A 17,998-nucleotide genomic window follows, 5' to 3' on the forward strand; every position below is an offset into this window, starting at 1 on the left:
AAAAAGGCGCAAAAACTAATTGATTTGAGAAAGGGCAAACTTGCGGACCTCGAGGCGAGGGGATCCGAAGTTAATGAGTAAGCCGTGTTCGATTTGGGAGGACCGAAGATAGCCGAGGATTTGTGAAACATGGTCGTCGGAAAGTTGCCGAACAGCTTTTAGCTCAACGATGATTTGGTCGGCGACGAAGAGGTCGGCAAAAAGGTCTCCCAGCAGCGTTCCATCTTCGTCGTAAACCGGGACCGGATGTTGCTGTTTAACGCTTACGCCTTGTTTGCTCAGGCGGTGGAGCATTCCGTTTTCGTAAATTTTTTCGAGATGGCCGTGACGGAGGTGGCGTTGAAGAGCGAAGGCTGTTTCGCGAATCTGATCACACAGGAGAAATACAGGATCTTTGGAGGGTGTCATAACACCCTTTGTAACGGATTTCCCCGGTGCCTTTTTCACGAAAGCTCGATTTTTGCGACTTTTGCGCCTCTTTGCGGCCAATAGAATAATATTTACGTTTAGCGCTTCTTCGCGTCTTTGCGTTAAAAACAAACCCCAAGAAACCGGCCTAAAAATATCCTGCTTTTTTACGGTCTTCCATGGCGGTGTCGCTGCGTTTGTCGTCGGCGCGGGTGCCGCGTTCGGTTTGGCGGGCGGCGGCGACTTCGGCGATGACGTCGTCCAAGCTTTCGGCCGGAGATTCGACGGCACCCGTGCAGGTGGCATCACCCACGGTGCGGAAACGAACCTGCCGTTTTTCAACGGTCTCGCCGGGCTGCGGGCTGATGAAGTCGGTGACGGCGATGAGGGTGCCGCCGCGTCGGATCACCTCGCGTTCGTGGGTGAAGTAAATCGAGGGCAGGGGAATCTCCTCCTGCTTGATGTATTGCCACACATCCATCTCGGTCCAGTTGGAGAGGGGAAACACGCGGAAGTGTTCGCCCGGTCCCTTGCGACCATTGAAAAGATTCCAGAGCTCGGGGCGTTGGTTTTTGGGGTCCCATTGGCCGAACTCGTCGCGGTGGGAGAAGAAACGTTCCTTGGCGCGGGCCTTTTCCTCGTCGCGCCGGGCACCACCGAGGGCGCAGTCGAACTCATTTTCTTCGATAGCATCCAGCAGTGTGACGGTCTGCAACGCGTTGCGGGACGCGTTGGCTCCGGTTTCCTCTTGGGCGCGGCCCTCATCGATGGATTTTTGCACACTGGCGACGACGAGCTGCGCGCCGATGTCGGCGACGAACTTATCCCGATAGGTGATCGTTTCGGGGAAATTATGCCCCGTATCCACGTGCATGAGCGGGAACGGCATCCGCCCCGGCCAGAACGCCTTCTTGGCCAAATGAGCGACGACGATCGAGTCCTTGCCCCCGCTAAATAAAAGCACGGGCCGCTGAAACTGCGCCGCGGTCTCGCGGAGAATGAAGATCGCCTCGCTCTCGAGGTGTTGAAGGTGGTTTACGGAATACGAAGACATGCAGGAAAGCGGTAAAGTGTAAGCGGCCCGGCCGATGACGAAGCGCGGGAGCGCGGAGCTGGTGGAATTCGAAGAATTTTGCCCTGAAGTAAAGCGGAAGGGTGACGAGCGCGGGTGCCTCAGGGCGCGAGAGGAACAAACTGCGCCGCGGTCTCGCGGAGAATGAAGATCGCCTCGCTCTCGAGGTGTTGAAGGTGATTTACGGAATACGATGACATGCAGAAAGTTGTGGCTTTGAGAGGGGAAGAGAGAAGGTTGGGAGGAATTTAGGAAATGGGAATGTCTCTGAAGCCGAGATTCGTGCCGAGATTGAGTGATCACATGATTGCCGTAAAATGCTCTGTCAAATTTTAAGTTAAGTAAAAGACCTAATTAAGTTATGATTAATGAATGCAGAAGTAGAGGAAGCGGTCCGCGACCGCGTGATGATTTAGGGTGTTCGCTTGCGAATACCGCCGTCGGGGTGGAGCGCGGTTGTCGCGAGCAATGCCCCTACCGGTCGGAGGGACGACTTCCACGTCGTCCGCTTATGAAACGGGCGGAATCGCGTGGTGATATGGGATGTTTCCTCGCGAATACTGTAGGGTGTTCGCTTGGGCATACCTCCCGACGGAATGGAAGACAGTCGTCGCGAGCAACGACCCTGCGGACAAAGCAGCCACGATGGAACTCTCCGGATGACCTCTGCCCTTTTTCGTCTTTGTCGGCTGCAGCAACACCTTCCACGCAGCGAACCTTCCTACCTTCCGACGTTAACACCATTCACCACCTCTGCGCCCTTCCCGCGCCTTCGCGTCCTTGCGTTAATACTCCGAATTCAAGCGACGCAGTCGCGCCCTCGCCATTTCGCAATAATCTGAATCGCGCTCGATCCCGACCCACTTGCGACCGAGTCGTTGGCCCACGACACCGGTGGTGCCGCTGCCGAAAAACGGGTCCAGCACCCAATCGTCTTTCTTTGAGCTGCTGGAAATCAGCATTTCGATCAGCCGTTCAGGTTTCTGGCTTGGATGTCCCACCTTTTCACGACTACTTCCCTTCAAGCTGGGGACGCGGAGGAGGTTCGTGGCGAACTTCCCTGTTTCGAGGTGGGCGCGACGGGCGTCCATGTCTTTGTATCGTTTGTCTTTCAGGTAGCGATCGATGGTGCACTTATCGTAGGGAATGCGCACGGCGTCCTTGTTGAAATACGGTTGGGCATCGGCGGATTTTTTGAGCACGAGGCAGATTTCGTAGGCGGGCGTGTAACTGTCGCGGCGGTCGTTGTAACCGACCACGCGATCCCAGATCAGTTGGTCGTGAAACGCCCCCGAGCGGCAGAGCAGGGCAGTGACTTCAATCCAGCGATGTTCGCGTTGGCCGAGCTGACCAAACACGTAAATGAGCCCGTTCGGTCGGAGTTTTACCAACGCTGCTCGAAACCATGCCGCGGTCCACGCCAAGTAGGAATCCGCATCGAGATCTGTATCCCAGGCATGGTCGACCAACACATTGCCGTAGGGCGGATCGGCGATGATGAGCTGGAACGTGCCATCGGGCAGGGAGCGCAGCCCGTCGATGACGTCCGCCTGAATGATGCTATTCGGTTTCAGCATGTCAGCTTTCCAGCAGCGGACGGTGAAAGTGGCCGCTCCATGATTCTTAAAACGGGGAAGGGGGGGCCGTTCTTTCAAAAAACGCCGAGCCCCGGCGGGACGACATTCACGTCGTCCGCATCGAGTGGGGCAGGTGGCGGAGTCGGAATTTAAGGCAAAGCCGCTAAGGTCGCAAAGGACGCCAAGCCCCGGAGGAACGACTTCCACATCGTCCGCCTCCACCCAGGAACGCGTTAAATGGCCTCCGCGCTCTTCGCGTCTTGGCGTTAAAATTCCGATTTCATCACCCCGTTTTTTAGCCTTTTTGCGGCAATGCCTCTCCGCGTCCTTTGTCCCTCTGCGCCCTTGCGTTGAACAATCCCGCCTAATTCGCCCAACCGCAAAATTTCTGCAAGTTCAGTTCAAATTGAATTGAACTTAGGCCCGACGTCTGCTCAGGGTCTTGTCGTGGTTCAGCCACCTCAATCTTCGATCGCCGAATTGGCTGCGTCTGCCGAAGAACCGGGACGTGACCCGGCGAAGCTGTCGAAATTCGAATCCGAGGTCGTCGCCGTGTTTGTCGACATGCTGCAAACCCTCGGGTTACCCAAGTCCTATGGGGAAATCTACGGCCTGCTTTACGCCACGGCTGAGCCGCTGGGTTTTGCGGAAATTCACGACCGCTTGGAGCTCAGTAAAGGCTCGATCAGCGGCGGTATCAAAGCGCTCAAGGAACTCGGAGCGATTCGAGCAGTGGGCAACACCACCGACCGCCGCGAGCTGTTCGAACCCGAAGTCGAGCTACGCAAACTCCTGCTCGCCTTCCTGGCCGAGCGATTGGAACCCCAGCTCAAGGCCAACATGGCTCGCATGGCCCAACTCGATAGCCTCCTGAAGACGAGCCCGCTCCAGTCCGGCCAACGCAACGCCCTGCAAGCGCGTCTGAGCAAACTCACCAAGTGGCGTCAAAAAGCCGCCGGCCTGCTGCCATGGATCAAGAAGTTTTTGGGGTAGCAGAAAGACGGTGTGCCGGTGGCGGAACAGCAATTTGTCACGGGTCAAAGAATGTCCCCGGCGAGCCAAAACACACAAAACACGACATAACCCCGTCGACTATCCCCGGTTTCAGCTCTCCTTTCCCTACGGATACCCCCTTGGGAGCGCTGACCTCCCGGTCGGCCTCAGAAGAATCATGGTTCAGTCAGTCGAACCCCCGGACATTTAGCAGAAGCCAGCCCCGTGTAAATCCTTCGGACCACGCCATCTGGCTTCTAGCTTTTTACATCACACTTCTCTCTTCATAATTCTTACTTCATACATCTTACCTCCGCCCGCCGTTCCCCCGACCGTTTTGTCAACAGTCAACAATGTCCTCTCCGGCTTTGCCGCAATTGTTCGAGCCGATCAGCCATGAGCCACGCATGAAAACCATCCATCCCCGATTAGGTCGTTGGCTGATTCTCCCTGCTGGAGTATTGCTGGCTGCTTTCGCCTTCCAGTGGATTCCGGTGAAGCGGGTCGAGAAGTTTCCCCCGGGCAAGCCCCTGGCGGAGTTACTTCCGCAGACATCTCCCGACTGGACGGTGGAGGACCGGCCGCTCGGTGACACCGAAATGCTCGCCGACAAAATCGCGTCCCTCCTTCGCTACGATGACTATATTTTTAGGAGCTACCGTCGCGGAGACGTGGAGATCGCGGTCTATATTGGTTATTGGAAACCTGGTTCAGAAGATCCCCGCGAGGTAGGTCGCCACACGCCGGACGTGTGTTGGACCGGTGCCGGATGGACGTTGGAAGGGGGAGAGCAGGAGGCAGTCTTAACGACGCCAGAAATTAAAACTCAAACCGGGCAATTGCGTCGCTTTTCCATCGGCGGGGCGGAACAGCACGTCGTTTTCTGGCATCTGCATGGGGGCGTGACCTCCGGTTACGGCATGGGTGATCTGGGCAACTGGAAGAAACGCGCTCCCGTCCTGCTGGCCAACCTGCGAGCGAACAACTGGGGCTTTGCGGAAACCGAGCAATGTCTGATCCGGATCAGCTCGAACCGCCCGCTCGACGAGGTTGAACACCAAGCGTTGTTCGGTGACATCCTGCGAGCCACCAAAGTTCTCGGACTGGCGGGAGTGGCGGGAGGGTAGGGCGACCGCCCTCTTCGAAACCTAAGCGTAAAAAGCATAATTCTGCAGCCGGATTTAACCTCAGACTACTCTTACCGCACAAAACAGAAAATTGTAGAACAACAAGCTCCTGACAGCCGACCGTCAGCCTGCGGTTTTATTTTTTTAACCACGGATTGCACAGATACGATCCGGATAGAAGGCAGTAGAGTTGGGATTGGTATCCTGTATTCCTCAGTGAAATCTGTGGTTCAAGACTCCGAGATTGGGTTCGTTGAGTATGGACCGTCAGCCTGCGGTTTTTTAACCACGGATTATACAGATACGATCCAGATGAAGGCTGGGAAGTTGGGTATTCGGAGTATTAGTTGGAGACCCGTTTTATGCCCAGCTGAGCGTGCTTGAAGTTAAGCAGCAGGGCTGTTCCTAGTCCGGTGATGTGGAGATAGCCAATCATCTGGGCGATGTGCGAATCGTTGAAATTTGATACCACTTTGGGGTCTACGACCACAGTATCTTCAACGATCAGATCTGGAATCAGGGAGCCAATGAGCTGGCCGTCGTAGAAAACATCGTGGGATTTCTGTTGCTGGCAGCGAAGTCCCTGTTTGCGGAGTTCAATTACGAGGGCTCGCTCATAGAGCTTTTCGTCAAGGCCGGGCTTGAGAGTGTTGAGGACAGCGTAGGCACTTCCGATGATTATTTCAGTCAATTAGGGGTTGGAGGACATGGGAAATTCCCTAACACTCAAAAGCTCAAATCCGAATCAGAAAAAGCAGGGGATTGGTATCCTGTATTTATCTGTGAAATCTGTGGTTACAAATTCCGAAGATTGGGATTCCGTCAGCCTGTTTTTTTTAACCACGGATAACACAGATACGATCCGGATAAAGGCACTAGAATTTTGGGTTAGGAATCTGGTATTCATCTATGAAATTTGTTCCTCTATTGCCCGAGGGAAGCCCGCCATCGTCACCCCTGCAGGGCACACCGTTCCGGATGCACCATCTACGCGCGCCCGCGCTTCGTGTGGCCCAATCTGCATTTTATAATATAAATTAAATGAGGTCTATCCCAACTGCAGACACGCCTGCATCTCTCTAAAATTCTGTATGAAGAAACTACTTGTCACCGGATCCTCCGGCCTCATCGGCTCCGAAGTGTTCGTTCACTTCGCCTCCCTTGGCTGGGAAATTCATGGGGTGGACAATAATCAGCGGGCCGTTTTCTTCGGGTCCCAAGGTGATACACGCTGGAACCAAGGCCGCCTTGCCGCGGCCCTTGGCAAGGCGTTTTGCCATCATGAACTCGATATCCGCGATCGCCAAGGCGTGCTGGACCTCCTCCGGGAGGTCAAACCCGCCGCCATTGTACACACGGCCGCCCAACCCTCGCACGACCGTGCCGCCGCCATCCCCTTCGACGATTTTGATACCCAATGCGGTCGGCACGCTGAACCTGCTCGAAGCCATCGTGCTCTTTCCTCTCAAAGTCGTCGGCGACATTCTCGCCAAGCTCTACCTTCTTGCCGCCGCGTATAGCCGTCGCAATCCGATCTTTGTGCTATCGGTCAATCAAATATTAAACTTATCAAATCGTCTCCACCATCCCACGCACCTGAGACAAATACTGTTGGGGCGACAACCGCAGCCGTGAATCAAAGCTCTAGCCAGCTTGAAAACGGCTACGGCCAGATTATCCGATCATCATTCATTATTGGTGGGGCTACCGGGATCAATTATATCATTGGCCTTATGCGTACGAAGGCTGTGGCGGTGCTACTCGGACCTTCCGGTGTTGGTCTTGTTGGGCTTTACGTTTCACTAGCAGGGTTGATCTCCACCGTTGCCCAACTAGGTATCAACCAGAGTGGTGTGCGGGAAGTAGCGGAAGCACATGGAACAGGTGACCCGCAGCGCGTTGCCAAGGTCACAAAAACCTTGCGACGGATCTGCTGGATTACCGGAGTTTTGGGCTGGATATTGACTGCCGCTCTCGCGTGGCCGCTCAGCCTATGGACCTTCGGCTCGTCAGAACGCTTGTGGCCCATCGCTATTCTGGGGTCCACCGTGCTCATCAGCGCTGTTATCGGCGGGCAGACTGCTCTGATTCAAGGCATGCGCCGCATCGGAGACTTGGCGCGGATTCAAGTGCTTTCTGCCGTTTTAACCACAATGGTCGCTATCGGACTCTACGCGTGGCTTAGCGAAGAAGGAATCGTCCCGGTTATCATCCTCACCGCAGTCATCCAACTTGGATTCTCGTGGTATTATTCGCGTAAAATTCAAATCACAGAAATTCCCCAGAGTTGGGCGGAGACCGCTTCCGCCTCAAAGCGTCTAATCAGTCTCGGGGCTGCGCTTATGTATGGTGCGGTGCTCGCCGGAATCGTCGGCCTTGCCCTACGTTCGATTATCGTTCGCAACCTCGGTCTTGAAGCAAATGGGCTTTTCCAAGCAGCTTGGATGATTTCGGGAATGTTCGCGGGCTTTATCCTCAGTGCGATGGGGACCGACTTCTACCCACGACTCACTGCCGTTGCGCACGACAACGAACAGGTCAACAAACTCGTAAATGAGCAAATCGAAATCGGAATCTTACTTGCAGTACCGGGCTTGTTGGGAGCTCTGGCATTTGCCCCGTGGTTGATGCACTTGCTTTACTCGGCTAAGTTCTTGCAGGGAGCGGACTTGCTTCCATGGTTTTTGATCGGTGTTTTCGGGCAGGTTATCAGTTGGCCGCTGGGTATGGTGCAGCAGGCTAAAGCAGCGACCGGTTGGCTTTACTTCAGCCGAACGCATGGTGCTGTCGTGCAATTTGTCTCCGCCGCTGGACTAATGTATGTGCTGGGCCTTGTGGGTGTCGCGATAGGATTTGTTATCTATATTTGGCTACAATTAATCCTCACCCTCTTCATCGCTCACCGTCTGAGTGGTTTTCGTTTCAAGACGGAGGTACTGCACTTTTTAAGCCTCTGCCTAGGTATGATTGTTTTCGGTGGCCTCTGCTCAGCTTTACTGCCAAGCCCGTGGAGCATCTTAGTTTCGGGATCGGTATGTGGACTGGGCGTCGTTTGGACGGTTCGGAAACTGCGTAAGAGAATGCCTCTAGCACTTTACTTCAATAGATTCGTCTGCAAAGTCTTTTCCGGTCTACGAAAGCAGGCGTAAATTTGACAATATATGGATATTATTAGAAGTATATACAGATTGCTACCCAATTCGATTCGTTCCTATAGGCACAGGATTAGACACAATTTATATTGTAGTTTCTGGCTTGTTGCTAACGCATGTTTTGATGGCAGTCGAATGGCGAAGTTTTCTTGCTCGTTAAGAAAACCGGTGTCGCAGAGCAATCAAAGGGCATTGCTCACATTCTACTACCACAAAGTCGAAAAAGGATTAGCCTTGCCCTCACCGAGGAAAGAATTTGGAGCGCTTTGGATAACTGGAAATTTTCTTCCGCTGCTCGGTAGTTACGTCAAGGACTTTAAAATCGACGAAGTTGTTGCAAGTTCTTGCCGTGCTCTACAAGCTTATATTGATATTCATTCTCGCGATTTCGAAGGTGAATCAGTTGTGCTTGATGCCATCGAGCACGCATTGCAGAGGGTGAACTACTCAGAGGTAGAGGCCGAGGGAGGAACGAGGGCAATCCTTGCCTCTTCGATTGCCAGTGCATCTCAGATTGATTTCGAGGCATTTGCATTGGCGAGACACAGCATCCGGAATTTTGCCCAACGTGATGTTGAGCGTCAAGTGGTTGAGCGCGCCGTGAGCATAGCCCGAACAGCTCCTTCAGTTTGTAATAGGCAACCGTGGCGTGTGTATGGCCTAACAGACAAGACCAAGATTCGGAGTGCCTTGAAGTTCCAGAATGGAAACAAGGGTTTCGGAGAAGACATCCGATGTTTACTTCTAGTCACAGGAGATTTATCGGCCATGATCTCCCAGCATGAGCGCAATGAAATCTATATCGACGGAGGCTTGTTCTCGATGAATCTTATTTATGCGCTTCAAGCGCTCGGACTTGGTACCTGTTGTTTAAATCTCTGTCTTCCTTACACGCAAGAAAAGCGATTGGCTCGGTTCTACAATTGTCCTCCTCAATTGCGAGTGATCATGATGATTGCAGTTGGGCACCTTCCTGACAGCTTGGTGGTTGCTTGTTCACACAAGCGTGCGGTCAGCGATCTGTTTGACTGGTGCGATTAGGGTTAAATATAATACTGTTGTCAGAACCATGCCATCTTCTTTTAAAAATCCAGTTCTCTTAGTCGGCAACGGATCTTACCAAAACCGCGGCTGTGAAGCCATCGTACGTGGCACCATGGCTATTCTGGAAAGGACTCCCGAAATCCAAAGTAACTTGGCAGTGACAAACGGATATTATGGGGATATTTCTTCGCTTGAATCTCAGAGGAATGCTGAGGTCGATTCGCGCATATTACACAAGCGTCTGGTTTCGTATCCCAAAAAATGGTCCTTGGATTGGTTCGCTGAAAAAGCGAATGAGCGATGCGGGGTGCATTTTTCGGCGCGACATCGAGTGCTTCTCTCTGCCACAAAATCAGCTGCGTTCGCTTTAGAAATTGGAGGCGATAACTACACCCTTGATTATGGTTTCCCGCAGCGATTGATAGATCTGGACCGGTGGCTGATGTCGAAGGGAGTTCCCGTGATTATCTGGGGGGCTTCGATCGGTCCATTCGGCGAAAGGCCGGAATTGGAAGCAAAAATGATGCGGCACCTAGCACGGCTGAAAGCTGTTTTTGTGCGGGAAAGCGTCACCTACGACTACCTTACCGGGGAGCACGGGCTTACAAATGTCAGTCGATTTGCGGATCCCGCATTTTGCCTTGAGCCCGCAGCCCCGGCGGCGGACAGCAAAGCTCTCGTCGCAGACAACCCGCTTTGTATCAATATCAGCCCGCTTCTCTATTCATACAAAAGCCAAGTGAGAAAAGAACCTTGGGCGGTGCAGGCATCGGACTTAAACGATTGGGTGAATGAATCCGCTGCCATCGTCTCTGCCGTGGCACGCGAATTCAAGATGCCGATCTTGTTGCTGCCGCATGTCGGCTCAGCGCTACCCGGGATCGACGATTTTTCATTCCTGCAACGCGTCGCCAGCGCCTGCGTGAATTCCGGCGTGTCCGACATTAGGTTCCCGCAGAAATCTTTGAACGCGGCTGAATCAAAGTATCTCATTTCCCGGTGTCGTCTCGTCATGGCCGCCCGCACCCACGCGACAATAGCTGGATTTTCCACAGCTGTTCCGACTGTTAGCATCGGCTACAGCCAGAAGGCGCGGGGAATCAATCAGGACATTTTTGGCACGCAAGAATTCTGCATACCGACTAAGGAATTTCGGGCGGAATCCGCCATTGCAGCCGTTTCCTCAGCCTTGGCGCAGGAAACAAAACTCCGTGCACATCTCGCCGGAGCTGCCGTCAAAGAACGCGCCAGTGCCATGGCCGCTGGCACGCACCTACTGGAACTCCTCGCATCCAAATGATCAGCGTCGTTATTCCCGCATACAACCGGGTCGCCTTGATTGGCGAGACCTTGGAGGGACTTCTGGGTCAGACATTGCCAGCGGGGGAGATAATAGTTGTGGACGATGGCTCCACCGACGGCACGGCGGAGGTCGCGGAGAGCTACGGAGATATTATTCGGGTTATACGGCAGTCAAATTCAGGTCCCGCTGCGGCAAGAAACCGGGGCTTTCGGGAATCGAAAGGTGATTTCATCCATTTTTTTGATAGTGATGACATACCGGTTTTGAATAAGCAGGCATGCCAAAACAAGGCGCTTTTAGAGACCGGTGCCGATGTCGTGATCAGCCCGTGGGTCAAAGGCAGTTTTACAGGAGGCGTTTTCAAGCCGGAAAACCATGTGCTCCAGCAAAAGGGAATCCCGGCCGGAGATTTGATCCGACATCTCCTCTGCGATTGGGCCGTTGTTCCGCAATGCTGCCTTTTCCGTCGTACTGCCTTGGAGAAGATTACTGGTTTCCCTCCGGAACTTTATGTGGGCGAGGATCAACTGCTTTTCCTGAGGCTCCTTTTGACCGGAGCGAAAGTGACCTTCTGTCCGGATACTTTAACCCTCTACCGGACTGACAACATCCAAGACAAACTTTCAGGCTCAGCCGCAGGTGAAAATCGCCGACGTCTCCACTGGGCCAAGTTTCTGATTATGGCTCGCATGGAATGCCTGGAGCATGGTATCGAACCTTCGCAGTGGAGCGGATACCGAGAACGGGTTTGGGCGGCAGCGAAAGATCTTGAGGTCATTCAGTCCAAACCGGAGGCGATCATGCTTCGAAGACAACTACTTAAAATTTTAGGAAAAGAAAATATCGTTTCATATGCGTTGCGCAGTTGGTTGCGTCAGAAATTCGGAGGATTTCAACAGCGGCTTATCGGTCGTCGTGGATCCTCTTCCCTGTGTATGGGACCGATGACCGCAGATCAGTGGAGGCTTTCCAACGAAGTTCTATTGACTATAAATTTAGAGCATCCATACAGTGCCAGATTATAGAATAGGCGTTGCTTGACTGATCAGTCTCGTACCTTAGGTCTATCAAAGTTCCCCTTAAACGAATCCTTCCTATGGTGACATAAATGTCCTCAAGAAAACCAATAGTTTTCATTGAGAAAAAACCTCTCCCGGGAAAATCCTTTGCCGCATTTTCGCTCACTGTAAGACCCAAGACCCGAGATGCGAGCAGATCTAGGAGAAAATATAACGAAAAATCATTATGATTAAGATTATTAATAAGCTGTTAGGAATCTTCAAGGTCGAGGTGAGGCGCGCGCAGGCGAGGCCTCTCAAAGTGTTGCAGGGACTTCTAGAAAATCAAAGTCGGCCGATTATTCTCGATATTGGTGCGCACCATGGAGGGAGCGTCAGGGATTATAGGCAGCATTTCCCTGACGCAACCATTCATGCCTTTGAACCGTCACCTGAGATTTATAATATCCTGAAAAAATCCACTGCATCGGACCCCAGTGTGAGCGCTCATCAATTGGCGCTCTCCGATCAGGTCGGGCAACTCGATTTCCACCTCAATAGGGATTCGTTCACCAACTCACTTTTGCAAATTGATGATCTCGCCGGAGACGCTTGGGGCGATGATGTGTATCGCGCAAAGTCGGTAAAATCAGTGGATGTTTCAACGCTAGATACATTGTGTTCTCAGGGGGTTTTTGATCGAATTACAATTTTGAAAATTGATGTTCAAGGTGCGGAATTAAAGGTTTTGAGAGGCGGGAAGGGATTATTTGAGAATGGGAAAGTGGGTATGGTCTATTGTGAAATCGTGCTTGTCCCGACTTATCAGGGCCAAGGGGACTACATCGAGATTCTTGATTTTATGAATGGGCATGGATATTCGCTGTATGGGATTTATGACCCGTGGAGGAAGGGCAATCGATTGTTGCAATTCGACGCGCTGTTCGTGAACTCAAGAGACTTTATATAGGAGGTATGCGCATCTTATTCATTTGTAACTCATTCGGCAAAGGCTGGGCTGCAACCGCGCACTTGGCCACCGAACTGGCTGAGGGTTTGGTGGAGCGTGGATATGAGGTCGAAGTGTGGGCTAGAGGGGGCTCACGCGAGCATATGGTTGAGTCGTGCGGACGAAGGATCGCCGTTTATGGGGATAATCGAAAAGGATCTTGTGGGCCTAAGAATCGGGTTCTTTCAGAACTCAGGTTGCTATGGAATTTTTGTCTACGCGCGCTGGGAACTTCTTCTCACTTTGACTCGGTCGTATGCATGGATAGCCCCCGCTTCGCAAGTATGGCGGCAGGAATATTGAAGCGGAAGACCGGAGCGAAAACCCTAGCCTGGGTGATGGATCTGGCGTTTGAACAAGTCGTCCAGCGCAGTGGACGTTCTTTGGTCTGTCTCGCCGCAATGGGGTTGACCATGCTACAAATTTGGACACTATCGAAAATGGATCGAGTTATCACCCTAGGCGATTGCATGGCCTCGTTGTTAAAGAAACGGGGACTCCATGAAAATAAAATTACTGTGATAGGAACTTGGGCGGAGGACCACTGGGCGAGTTTGTCTGTAAATATTCACGCTGCACGCAAGAGATTCAACTTGCATGGGGGGTTTATTATCATGTATGCGGGCTTCGCTGCGGATTGGCATGACTTCGATTCGATCTGTGAGGCGATATCAGAGACCGAAGATGATTCTCGATTCCAGTGGGTGTTCGCCGGTTCTGGACCTGGGATCGATAAAATTCGGGAGCTTTCCGCTGTTTCCAACTGGCCGAATGTGGTGATCCTTGACCGGGTGGACCGCAGCGATTTGCCTTCCTTTCTCTCATGTGCGGATCTGCATTTGGTGTCACTTCGGTCCTCGATGCTGGGCACCTGCGTTCCCTCTAAACTTTATCCCCTGATGGCTCTTAGCAAGCCTGCGGTGTTCGTGGGGCCGGCCGAATGTCAAACGGCACGCGATTTGGTGAATGCCGGTGCCGGAGAGGTGGTGGCTGATTCTCACGAACTTGTAGAGGTAATATACCGTTTGGCCGCCGATTCAGCGAAGCTGAAAGAATTGGGAGAGAACGCAAATCGCGCGTTTCGTCAAAAGCACTGCGCGAATGTCGCTATCACCCAGTGGTACGAGACTCTTATGGGCTAAAGCGTTGAAGGGCCAGTTGGCCGACGCAGGTTCGCCTCCGCGCAACTTAGCCTAAAGGAAATAAGTTGCCAATAATCAGTCAAAAGATTTTTTTTACTTCGCTTTCGGAGGTATCCAGTGCAGCGGGAGACGAATCGCACCTATAATATGAGTATTCAAGTCACGCCGCTCAAAGTCGACGGTTCTTATCTGTTGACCACCCCCTTTTTCTCCGATCATCGCGGTGGATTCGGGGTTCAGTGGGAGAAAAATTTGCTCGACGAGGCTAATATCGTTTTCCGCCCCGAGAACGCCAATCACTCCTACAATTGGACAGCAGGCACCTTAAGAGCGTTCCATTATCAATCCCCACCGAACTGCCAAGCCAAATTAGTTTCATGTGTGGCTGGCAAAATCTGGGATGTGGTGGTCGATCTGAGGTCCGGTTCTCCGACCCTCCACCAATGGGCGGCTTCGGAACTTGCTGCTGGAGACAGTCGTAGTCACTATATTCCTGCTGGTTGCGCACATGGTTTCGTTACGCTTGAAGATCACAGCACCGTCGCCTATCTGATTGAAGGTACTTACGTCGCAGCAGCTTCTGCAGTGGTTCGGTGGAATGATCCGACGCTGGCTGTTCCGTGGCCGGTCACAAATCCTATTCTATCCGACAAGGATCGTAACGCACCGTTTATTAGGTGATGAAAGTAATAGTAACAGGTGCAACCGGCTTCATTGGCCGACAGGTGGTAACTTCACTTCAGCGTTGTGGCCATGAGGTGATTGGAGTGGGGCGATCGCAGATCAATTTGTTCGACCCTGTTGCGGTGGATGATTTTGTTGCCGCTCAGAAACCGAAAGGCCTCATCCATCTGGCTTGGGACACGACACCTGGGGTCTATTGGGAGACGCCCCAGAACCTCCGCTGGACAGCTGGCAGCCTGTTACTATTCGAGTCATTTGCTCGGCACGGTGGGAGGCGAGCCGTGGTGGCAGGTACCAGTGCCGAATATCAGTGGGGAGACAACGCCGACTTGGATGAATCTAAAACACCTTTAGTTGCGGATAGTCTCTATGGAGTTAGCAAAAACGCTTTGCATCAGATCCTCGCATTCTGGGCACAAGGCGTTGACGTCTCGCTAGCTTGGGGACGCATCTTCTGCACATTCGGTCCTCATGAAAAAGAGGGTCGTCTGATTCCGAAGTTGATTGCCCAGCTTCAGCGCGGCAAAGAGTTTCGCTTCGATAGTGGTTCCCTTGTTCGTGATTTTCTCTACGTTGAGGATCTCGGTGCCGCATTCGCTGCTCTTTTCGAGTCGGAAGTAAAAGGGGCCGTTAATCTCGCATCCGGGGAAGCTCTCTCCATTCGTGAAATAGTGACATTTCTCTCTGAGTCCTTGCGGCAGAGTGAGAAAGTTCGTTTCGATGTTCTCCCTGATCCCGTTGGTCAGGCTTCTCGAGTCGTTGCATCGATCAATCGCTTGACTACAGAAGTTGGTTGGACTCCAGAAATTAGCACGCGCGATCGGCTTGGGCAAACTTGCTCCTGGTGGATAGATGAGATGAATAAATAATCTTAATTAACTTAAAATATGAAAAAAAATAAGCAGTGTATGAATTGCAGCTCTCCCGCCTTAAAGAGGTTTATTGACCTTGGCGACCAACCCAATGGCAATCACTTTCCCGCTAATTCAGAGAAAGATCGGGAACTGAAATTTCCGTTTGCAATGTGTGTTTGTACGGATTGCTGGCAGGTACAATTGGAGGAGTTTCCTTCGATGGAGTTTATGTTCGCCAACCACCCTTACATCACGGGTGTGAACATGCCAGTGGTTAACCACTTCAAGGCTATGGTAGAACGTACTATCTTTCAATATGGCTTACTAGCGAATAGTCTGGTCATCGACATCGGTGCCAACGACGGAACGCTGTTGAACATATTCCGGGAAGAAGGCATGCGGGTGCTAGGAGTGGACCCTGGTGCAAGGACAGGAAACCTCTGTCGTGCCAATGGCATCACGGTTTGTGAGACTTTTTGGAATACTGAATCGGCTGCCGCTCTCAAAATCCTGAATGTAAAGCCTGATCTAATTACTGCTACAGCAGTCTTCTACCATATCCCGGATCTTCACGACTTCATCGAGGGCCTGCGTATGGTTATGACAGAAAAAACAGTCTTTCTTGCTCAATGTGTTTACATGAAGGATGTGCTGGAAAAATACGAGTTCGATCATTTTTACCACGAGCATACGATGATGCACTCCGTAACGCCCCTGAAGCGGGCCTTTGAGCGGCATGGCATGCGGCTGCTAAATGTCGATTATTACGACGTGCATGGCGGATCCTTCGTCCTCGCAGTTGGGTTGGAGAATTGCGTTCATGAGACATTGCCCTCTGTAGCCGAAGCGATCGCTGCTGAAGAGGCGTTCGGCATGAACAAATTCAATACTTTCGAAAGATTCACCAAAAAGGTGGAAGCCAATCGAGAAGATCTAATTGCTTTACTGCGCGATCTTAAGATGGAGGGAAAATCCGTTTACGCTCTTGGAGCCCCTTTAAAGGGCAGCACTCTCTTAAATTATTGCGGGATCGGTCCTGATCTCGTTCAGCTGGCTACGGAAGTCAACCAGTTCAAAATTGGTAAGCTGACACCCGGAACACACATCCCGATTGTCGAGGAATCGTCATTGGTCAAGCAACCCGATTACTATCTGCTTCTCTCTTGGAATTTCCTTGAATTCTTCCGTCAAAAATATGCGGATTATTTAAAGAGTGGGGGAAAGTTCATCGTTCCGCACCCGGAAGTAAGAGTCATCGAGAATTAACCTGTGGGTTCAGTCCAAATTCAAGCGCAGGATTTCACCGTTCCGCGCCCGAAGCGTATCATGGATCTCTCCGGGAAAAAAATCCTAATCTGCGAAGAAGCTCTCATTGACCAAAAGGGCCACTTCCAGACTTGGATTCGTGCCATTCGGCAGATGCATCTTGACGCGGGGGCGCAGGTTTTTGTGGCAGGAAATGAAGCGGTGGTGGACGACGTCCGCTCGGATCTGGCTGTGCTGCCGATCTACACGGTGAATAGCTGGGATCAAAAAAAACTTGGAAGCCTGCCAGCGTGGCGGCGGCACTTTCGTGTATTTGCACAGAATTGGCGAATCTTTTGGCAAACCCGAAAGGCACTACGTGCTGCCGGACCGGTCGACGCCCTTTTTTTTACCGCCGTTCGCGTCCACCATCTCATCGGGCTCCGGTTGCTTTGCATGTGGGGGCTGGGGCACCGCTTTAAAAAGCTCACCTGCTTTCTTCTTACCAGCCAAGCCGAATACAATGCTGATTTCACCTCCTTCCAATTCCCACGTCGGTCCGGCTTAATCGCTCTTGTTCTAAAGTCGTTTAAACGGCTTGTTGAGCGTGGCTCCGTTATCTTGGCAGGGGATAGCCATATCACCTGCGCCGAATACGAAAAGCTGACGAATATTCCAATGACGTTGTTTCCGAGTCCCGGAAGCGATCTTCGCTACGTGAAAACCGCGCCAACCAAGGGCGCGACGGTTTTTACCCTCCTCGGGGTTTCCACTTGGGATAAAGGCATCGATAATTTTCAGTCATCAATCCTCAAATTCCTTGAGCGCAATCCGGAAAGCCAAGCTACTTTTGTGCTGCAATGGAGCGTCCCCTGCCAGCGCCCCGATGGTTCGATTGTTGAAGTCTCGGAAAAATTAAGGTCAGACCACAGAGTAACTTATTTGGAAAGACGACTTTCCAACGAAGAATACGCAACCTACTTTCGTGACGCCGACTTTATCGTTCTTCCCTATCGAAAGATGACTTATTTCAACCGCATTTCAGGTGTCGCCGTTGAGGCGGCCGTTTCCGGTAAACCAATGATTGTTACGGAAAGCACTTGGCTGGAATGGGCCGTTAACGAGTTTGGCTCTGGTATCGCGGTTCCTGAAGGCGGAATAGAGGAATTGTGCGCCGCCATCGAGCGTTGCTGTGAAGAACGCGACAGTATTCTCGCTAGAGCCCGAGAACGCATGGCCGTTGCGAGAGACTACAATTCATCTGAGCGCTATCTTTCCCTCCTTTGGTGAAAGCCGTAATTGGGGAATACTAGACAGTCGATACCCGCGCCTCTCTTTGCCAAAGTATTTGCTTCAATACCTAGCAGTCTTTCGGACTTAGGCGAGATTT

The 17,998-nt window shown here is 52.1% G+C and carries 16 protein-coding genes and 1 pseudogene; 13 read left to right on the forward strand and 4 right to left on the reverse strand.

Features of this window, described 5'->3' with window-relative positions; translation table 11 throughout:
- Positions 1-15 precede the first annotated feature (15 nt).
- From PXH66_RS05680 to PXH66_RS05690, 3 genes are all read right to left on the reverse strand, one after another.
- The gene (locus PXH66_RS05680; protein ID WP_330932263.1) at positions 16-447 is read right to left on the reverse strand and encodes a GxxExxY protein; all 432 of its coding nucleotides are present in this window, start codon (positions 445-447) and stop codon (positions 16-18) included.
- A gap of 109 nt (positions 448-556) precedes the next feature.
- The gene (cysD, locus tag PXH66_RS05685; RefSeq protein WP_330927861.1) at positions 557-1,462 is read right to left on the reverse strand and encodes a sulfate adenylyltransferase subunit CysD; all 906 of its coding nucleotides are present in this window, start codon (positions 1,460-1,462) and stop codon (positions 557-559) included.
- Between the two features lie 803 nt (positions 1,463-2,265).
- Positions 2,266-3,057, reverse strand: coding sequence for a DNA-methyltransferase (locus tag PXH66_RS05690; RefSeq protein WP_330927860.1), 792 nt, complete (start codon positions 3,055-3,057; stop codon positions 2,266-2,268).
- Between the two features lie 480 nt (positions 3,058-3,537).
- Between PXH66_RS05690 and PXH66_RS05695 the strand changes: the two genes are divergently transcribed.
- Together PXH66_RS05695 and PXH66_RS05700 are read left to right on the forward strand one after the other, a co-directional pair.
- Positions 3,538-4,050 carry a GbsR/MarR family transcriptional regulator gene (locus PXH66_RS05695; protein ID WP_330932264.1) on the forward strand — a complete coding sequence of 171 codons (513 nt, stop codon included), beginning with the start codon at positions 3,538-3,540 and terminating at the stop codon, positions 4,048-4,050.
- A gap of 353 nt (positions 4,051-4,403) precedes the next feature.
- Complete coding sequence (locus PXH66_RS05700; protein ID WP_330927858.1) at positions 4,404-5,177, forward strand: exosortase-associated EpsI family protein; 774 nt, start codon at positions 4,404-4,406, stop codon at positions 5,175-5,177.
- Positions 5,178-5,520: 343 nt separating this feature from the next.
- On the opposite strand, the gene PXH66_RS05705 is transcribed toward PXH66_RS05700, so the two are convergent.
- Positions 5,521-5,868: a GxxExxY protein gene (locus PXH66_RS05705; protein ID WP_330927857.1), complete on the reverse strand. Its 348-nt coding sequence runs from the start codon at positions 5,866-5,868 to the stop codon at positions 5,521-5,523.
- 400 nt (positions 5,869-6,268) lie between these two features.
- Here PXH66_RS05705 and PXH66_RS23095 point away from each other — a divergent pair.
- The 11 genes and pseudogenes from PXH66_RS23095 to PXH66_RS05760 form a co-directional block, all read left to right on the forward strand.
- Positions 6,269-6,626 (forward strand): annotated as a pseudogene (locus PXH66_RS23095) (NAD-dependent epimerase/dehydratase family protein); the annotation flags it as partial.
- 182 nt (positions 6,627-6,808) lie between these two features.
- Positions 6,809-8,326: an O-antigen translocase gene (locus tag PXH66_RS05715; protein ID WP_330927855.1), complete on the forward strand. Its 1,518-nt coding sequence runs from the start codon at positions 6,809-6,811 to the stop codon at positions 8,324-8,326.
- Between the two features lie 138 nt (positions 8,327-8,464).
- Entirely contained in the window at positions 8,465-9,370 is a 906-nt protein-coding gene (locus PXH66_RS05720) for a nitroreductase family protein (protein WP_330927854.1), read from the forward strand.
- Positions 9,371-9,398: 28 nt separating this feature from the next.
- Positions 9,399-10,673, forward strand: coding sequence for a polysaccharide pyruvyl transferase family protein (locus tag PXH66_RS05725; protein WP_330927853.1), 1,275 nt, complete (start codon positions 9,399-9,401; stop codon positions 10,671-10,673).
- On the forward strand, positions 10,670-11,701 hold the full coding sequence (locus tag PXH66_RS05730) for a glycosyltransferase family 2 protein (RefSeq protein ID WP_330927852.1): 1,032 nt from the start codon (positions 10,670-10,672) through the stop codon (positions 11,699-11,701). Before PXH66_RS05725 ends, PXH66_RS05730 begins: the two co-directional genes overlap by 4 nt.
- 220 nt (positions 11,702-11,921) lie before the next feature.
- Complete coding sequence (locus tag PXH66_RS05735) at positions 11,922-12,644, forward strand: FkbM family methyltransferase (protein WP_330927851.1); 723 nt, start codon at positions 11,922-11,924, stop codon at positions 12,642-12,644.
- 5 nt (positions 12,645-12,649) lie between these two features.
- Positions 12,650-13,825 carry a glycosyltransferase family 4 protein gene (locus tag PXH66_RS05740; protein ID WP_330927850.1) on the forward strand — a complete coding sequence of 392 codons (1,176 nt, stop codon included), beginning with the start codon at positions 12,650-12,652 and terminating at the stop codon, positions 13,823-13,825.
- Positions 13,826-13,972: 147 nt separating this feature from the next.
- Positions 13,973-14,506, forward strand: a complete 534-nt coding sequence (locus PXH66_RS05745) for a dTDP-4-dehydrorhamnose 3,5-epimerase family protein (protein WP_330927848.1) — start codon at positions 13,973-13,975, stop codon at positions 14,504-14,506.
- Positions 14,506-15,378 (forward strand): NAD-dependent epimerase/dehydratase family protein, encoded by an 873-nt coding sequence (locus PXH66_RS05750; protein ID WP_330927847.1) that lies wholly within the window; start codon positions 14,506-14,508, stop codon positions 15,376-15,378. Before PXH66_RS05745 ends, PXH66_RS05750 begins: the two co-directional genes overlap by 1 nt.
- A gap of 18 nt (positions 15,379-15,396) precedes the next feature.
- Positions 15,397-16,629: a class I SAM-dependent methyltransferase gene (locus tag PXH66_RS05755; protein WP_330927846.1), complete on the forward strand. Its 1,233-nt coding sequence runs from the start codon at positions 15,397-15,399 to the stop codon at positions 16,627-16,629.
- Positions 16,630-16,632: 3 nt separating this feature from the next.
- Positions 16,633-17,898, forward strand: coding sequence for a glycosyltransferase (locus tag PXH66_RS05760; protein ID WP_330932265.1), 1,266 nt, complete (start codon positions 16,633-16,635; stop codon positions 17,896-17,898).
- The last annotated feature ends 100 nt before the right edge of the window (positions 17,899-17,998 follow it).

The sequence above is a fragment of the Synoicihabitans lomoniglobus genome (assembly GCF_029023725.1).
In the GTDB taxonomy this organism is placed as follows: Bacteria; Verrucomicrobiota; Verrucomicrobiia; order Opitutales; family Opitutaceae; genus Actomonas; species Actomonas lomonigloba.

What these genes read in the sequence shown, in the direction of transcription:
- cysD (WP_330927861.1), bottom strand. Translation starts at nt 1,462, where the DNA reads ATGTCTTCGTATTCCGTAAACCACCTTCAACACCTCGAGAGCGAGGCG.
- PXH66_RS05690 (WP_330927860.1), bottom strand. Translation starts at nt 3,057, where the DNA reads ATGCTGAAACCGAATAGCATCATTCAGGCGGACGTCATCGACGGGCTG.
- PXH66_RS05700 (WP_330927858.1), top strand. Translation starts at nt 4,404, where the DNA reads ATGTCCTCTCCGGCTTTGCCGCAATTGTTCGAGCCGATCAGCCATGAG.
- PXH66_RS05720 (WP_330927854.1), top strand. Translation starts at nt 8,465, where the DNA reads ATGGCGAAGTTTTCTTGCTCGTTAAGAAAACCGGTGTCGCAGAGCAAT.
- PXH66_RS05725 (WP_330927853.1), top strand. Translation starts at nt 9,399, where the DNA reads ATGCCATCTTCTTTTAAAAATCCAGTTCTCTTAGTCGGCAACGGATCT.
- PXH66_RS05730 (WP_330927852.1), top strand. Translation starts at nt 10,670, where the DNA reads ATGATCAGCGTCGTTATTCCCGCATACAACCGGGTCGCCTTGATTGGC.
- PXH66_RS05735 (WP_330927851.1), top strand. Translation starts at nt 11,922, where the DNA reads ATGATTAAGATTATTAATAAGCTGTTAGGAATCTTCAAGGTCGAGGTG.
- PXH66_RS05740 (WP_330927850.1), top strand. Translation starts at nt 12,650, where the DNA reads ATGCGCATCTTATTCATTTGTAACTCATTCGGCAAAGGCTGGGCTGCA.
- PXH66_RS05745 (WP_330927848.1), top strand. Translation starts at nt 13,973, where the DNA reads ATGAGTATTCAAGTCACGCCGCTCAAAGTCGACGGTTCTTATCTGTTG.
- PXH66_RS05750 (WP_330927847.1), top strand. Translation starts at nt 14,506, where the DNA reads ATGAAAGTAATAGTAACAGGTGCAACCGGCTTCATTGGCCGACAGGTG.
- PXH66_RS05755 (WP_330927846.1), top strand. Translation starts at nt 15,397, where the DNA reads ATGAAAAAAAATAAGCAGTGTATGAATTGCAGCTCTCCCGCCTTAAAG.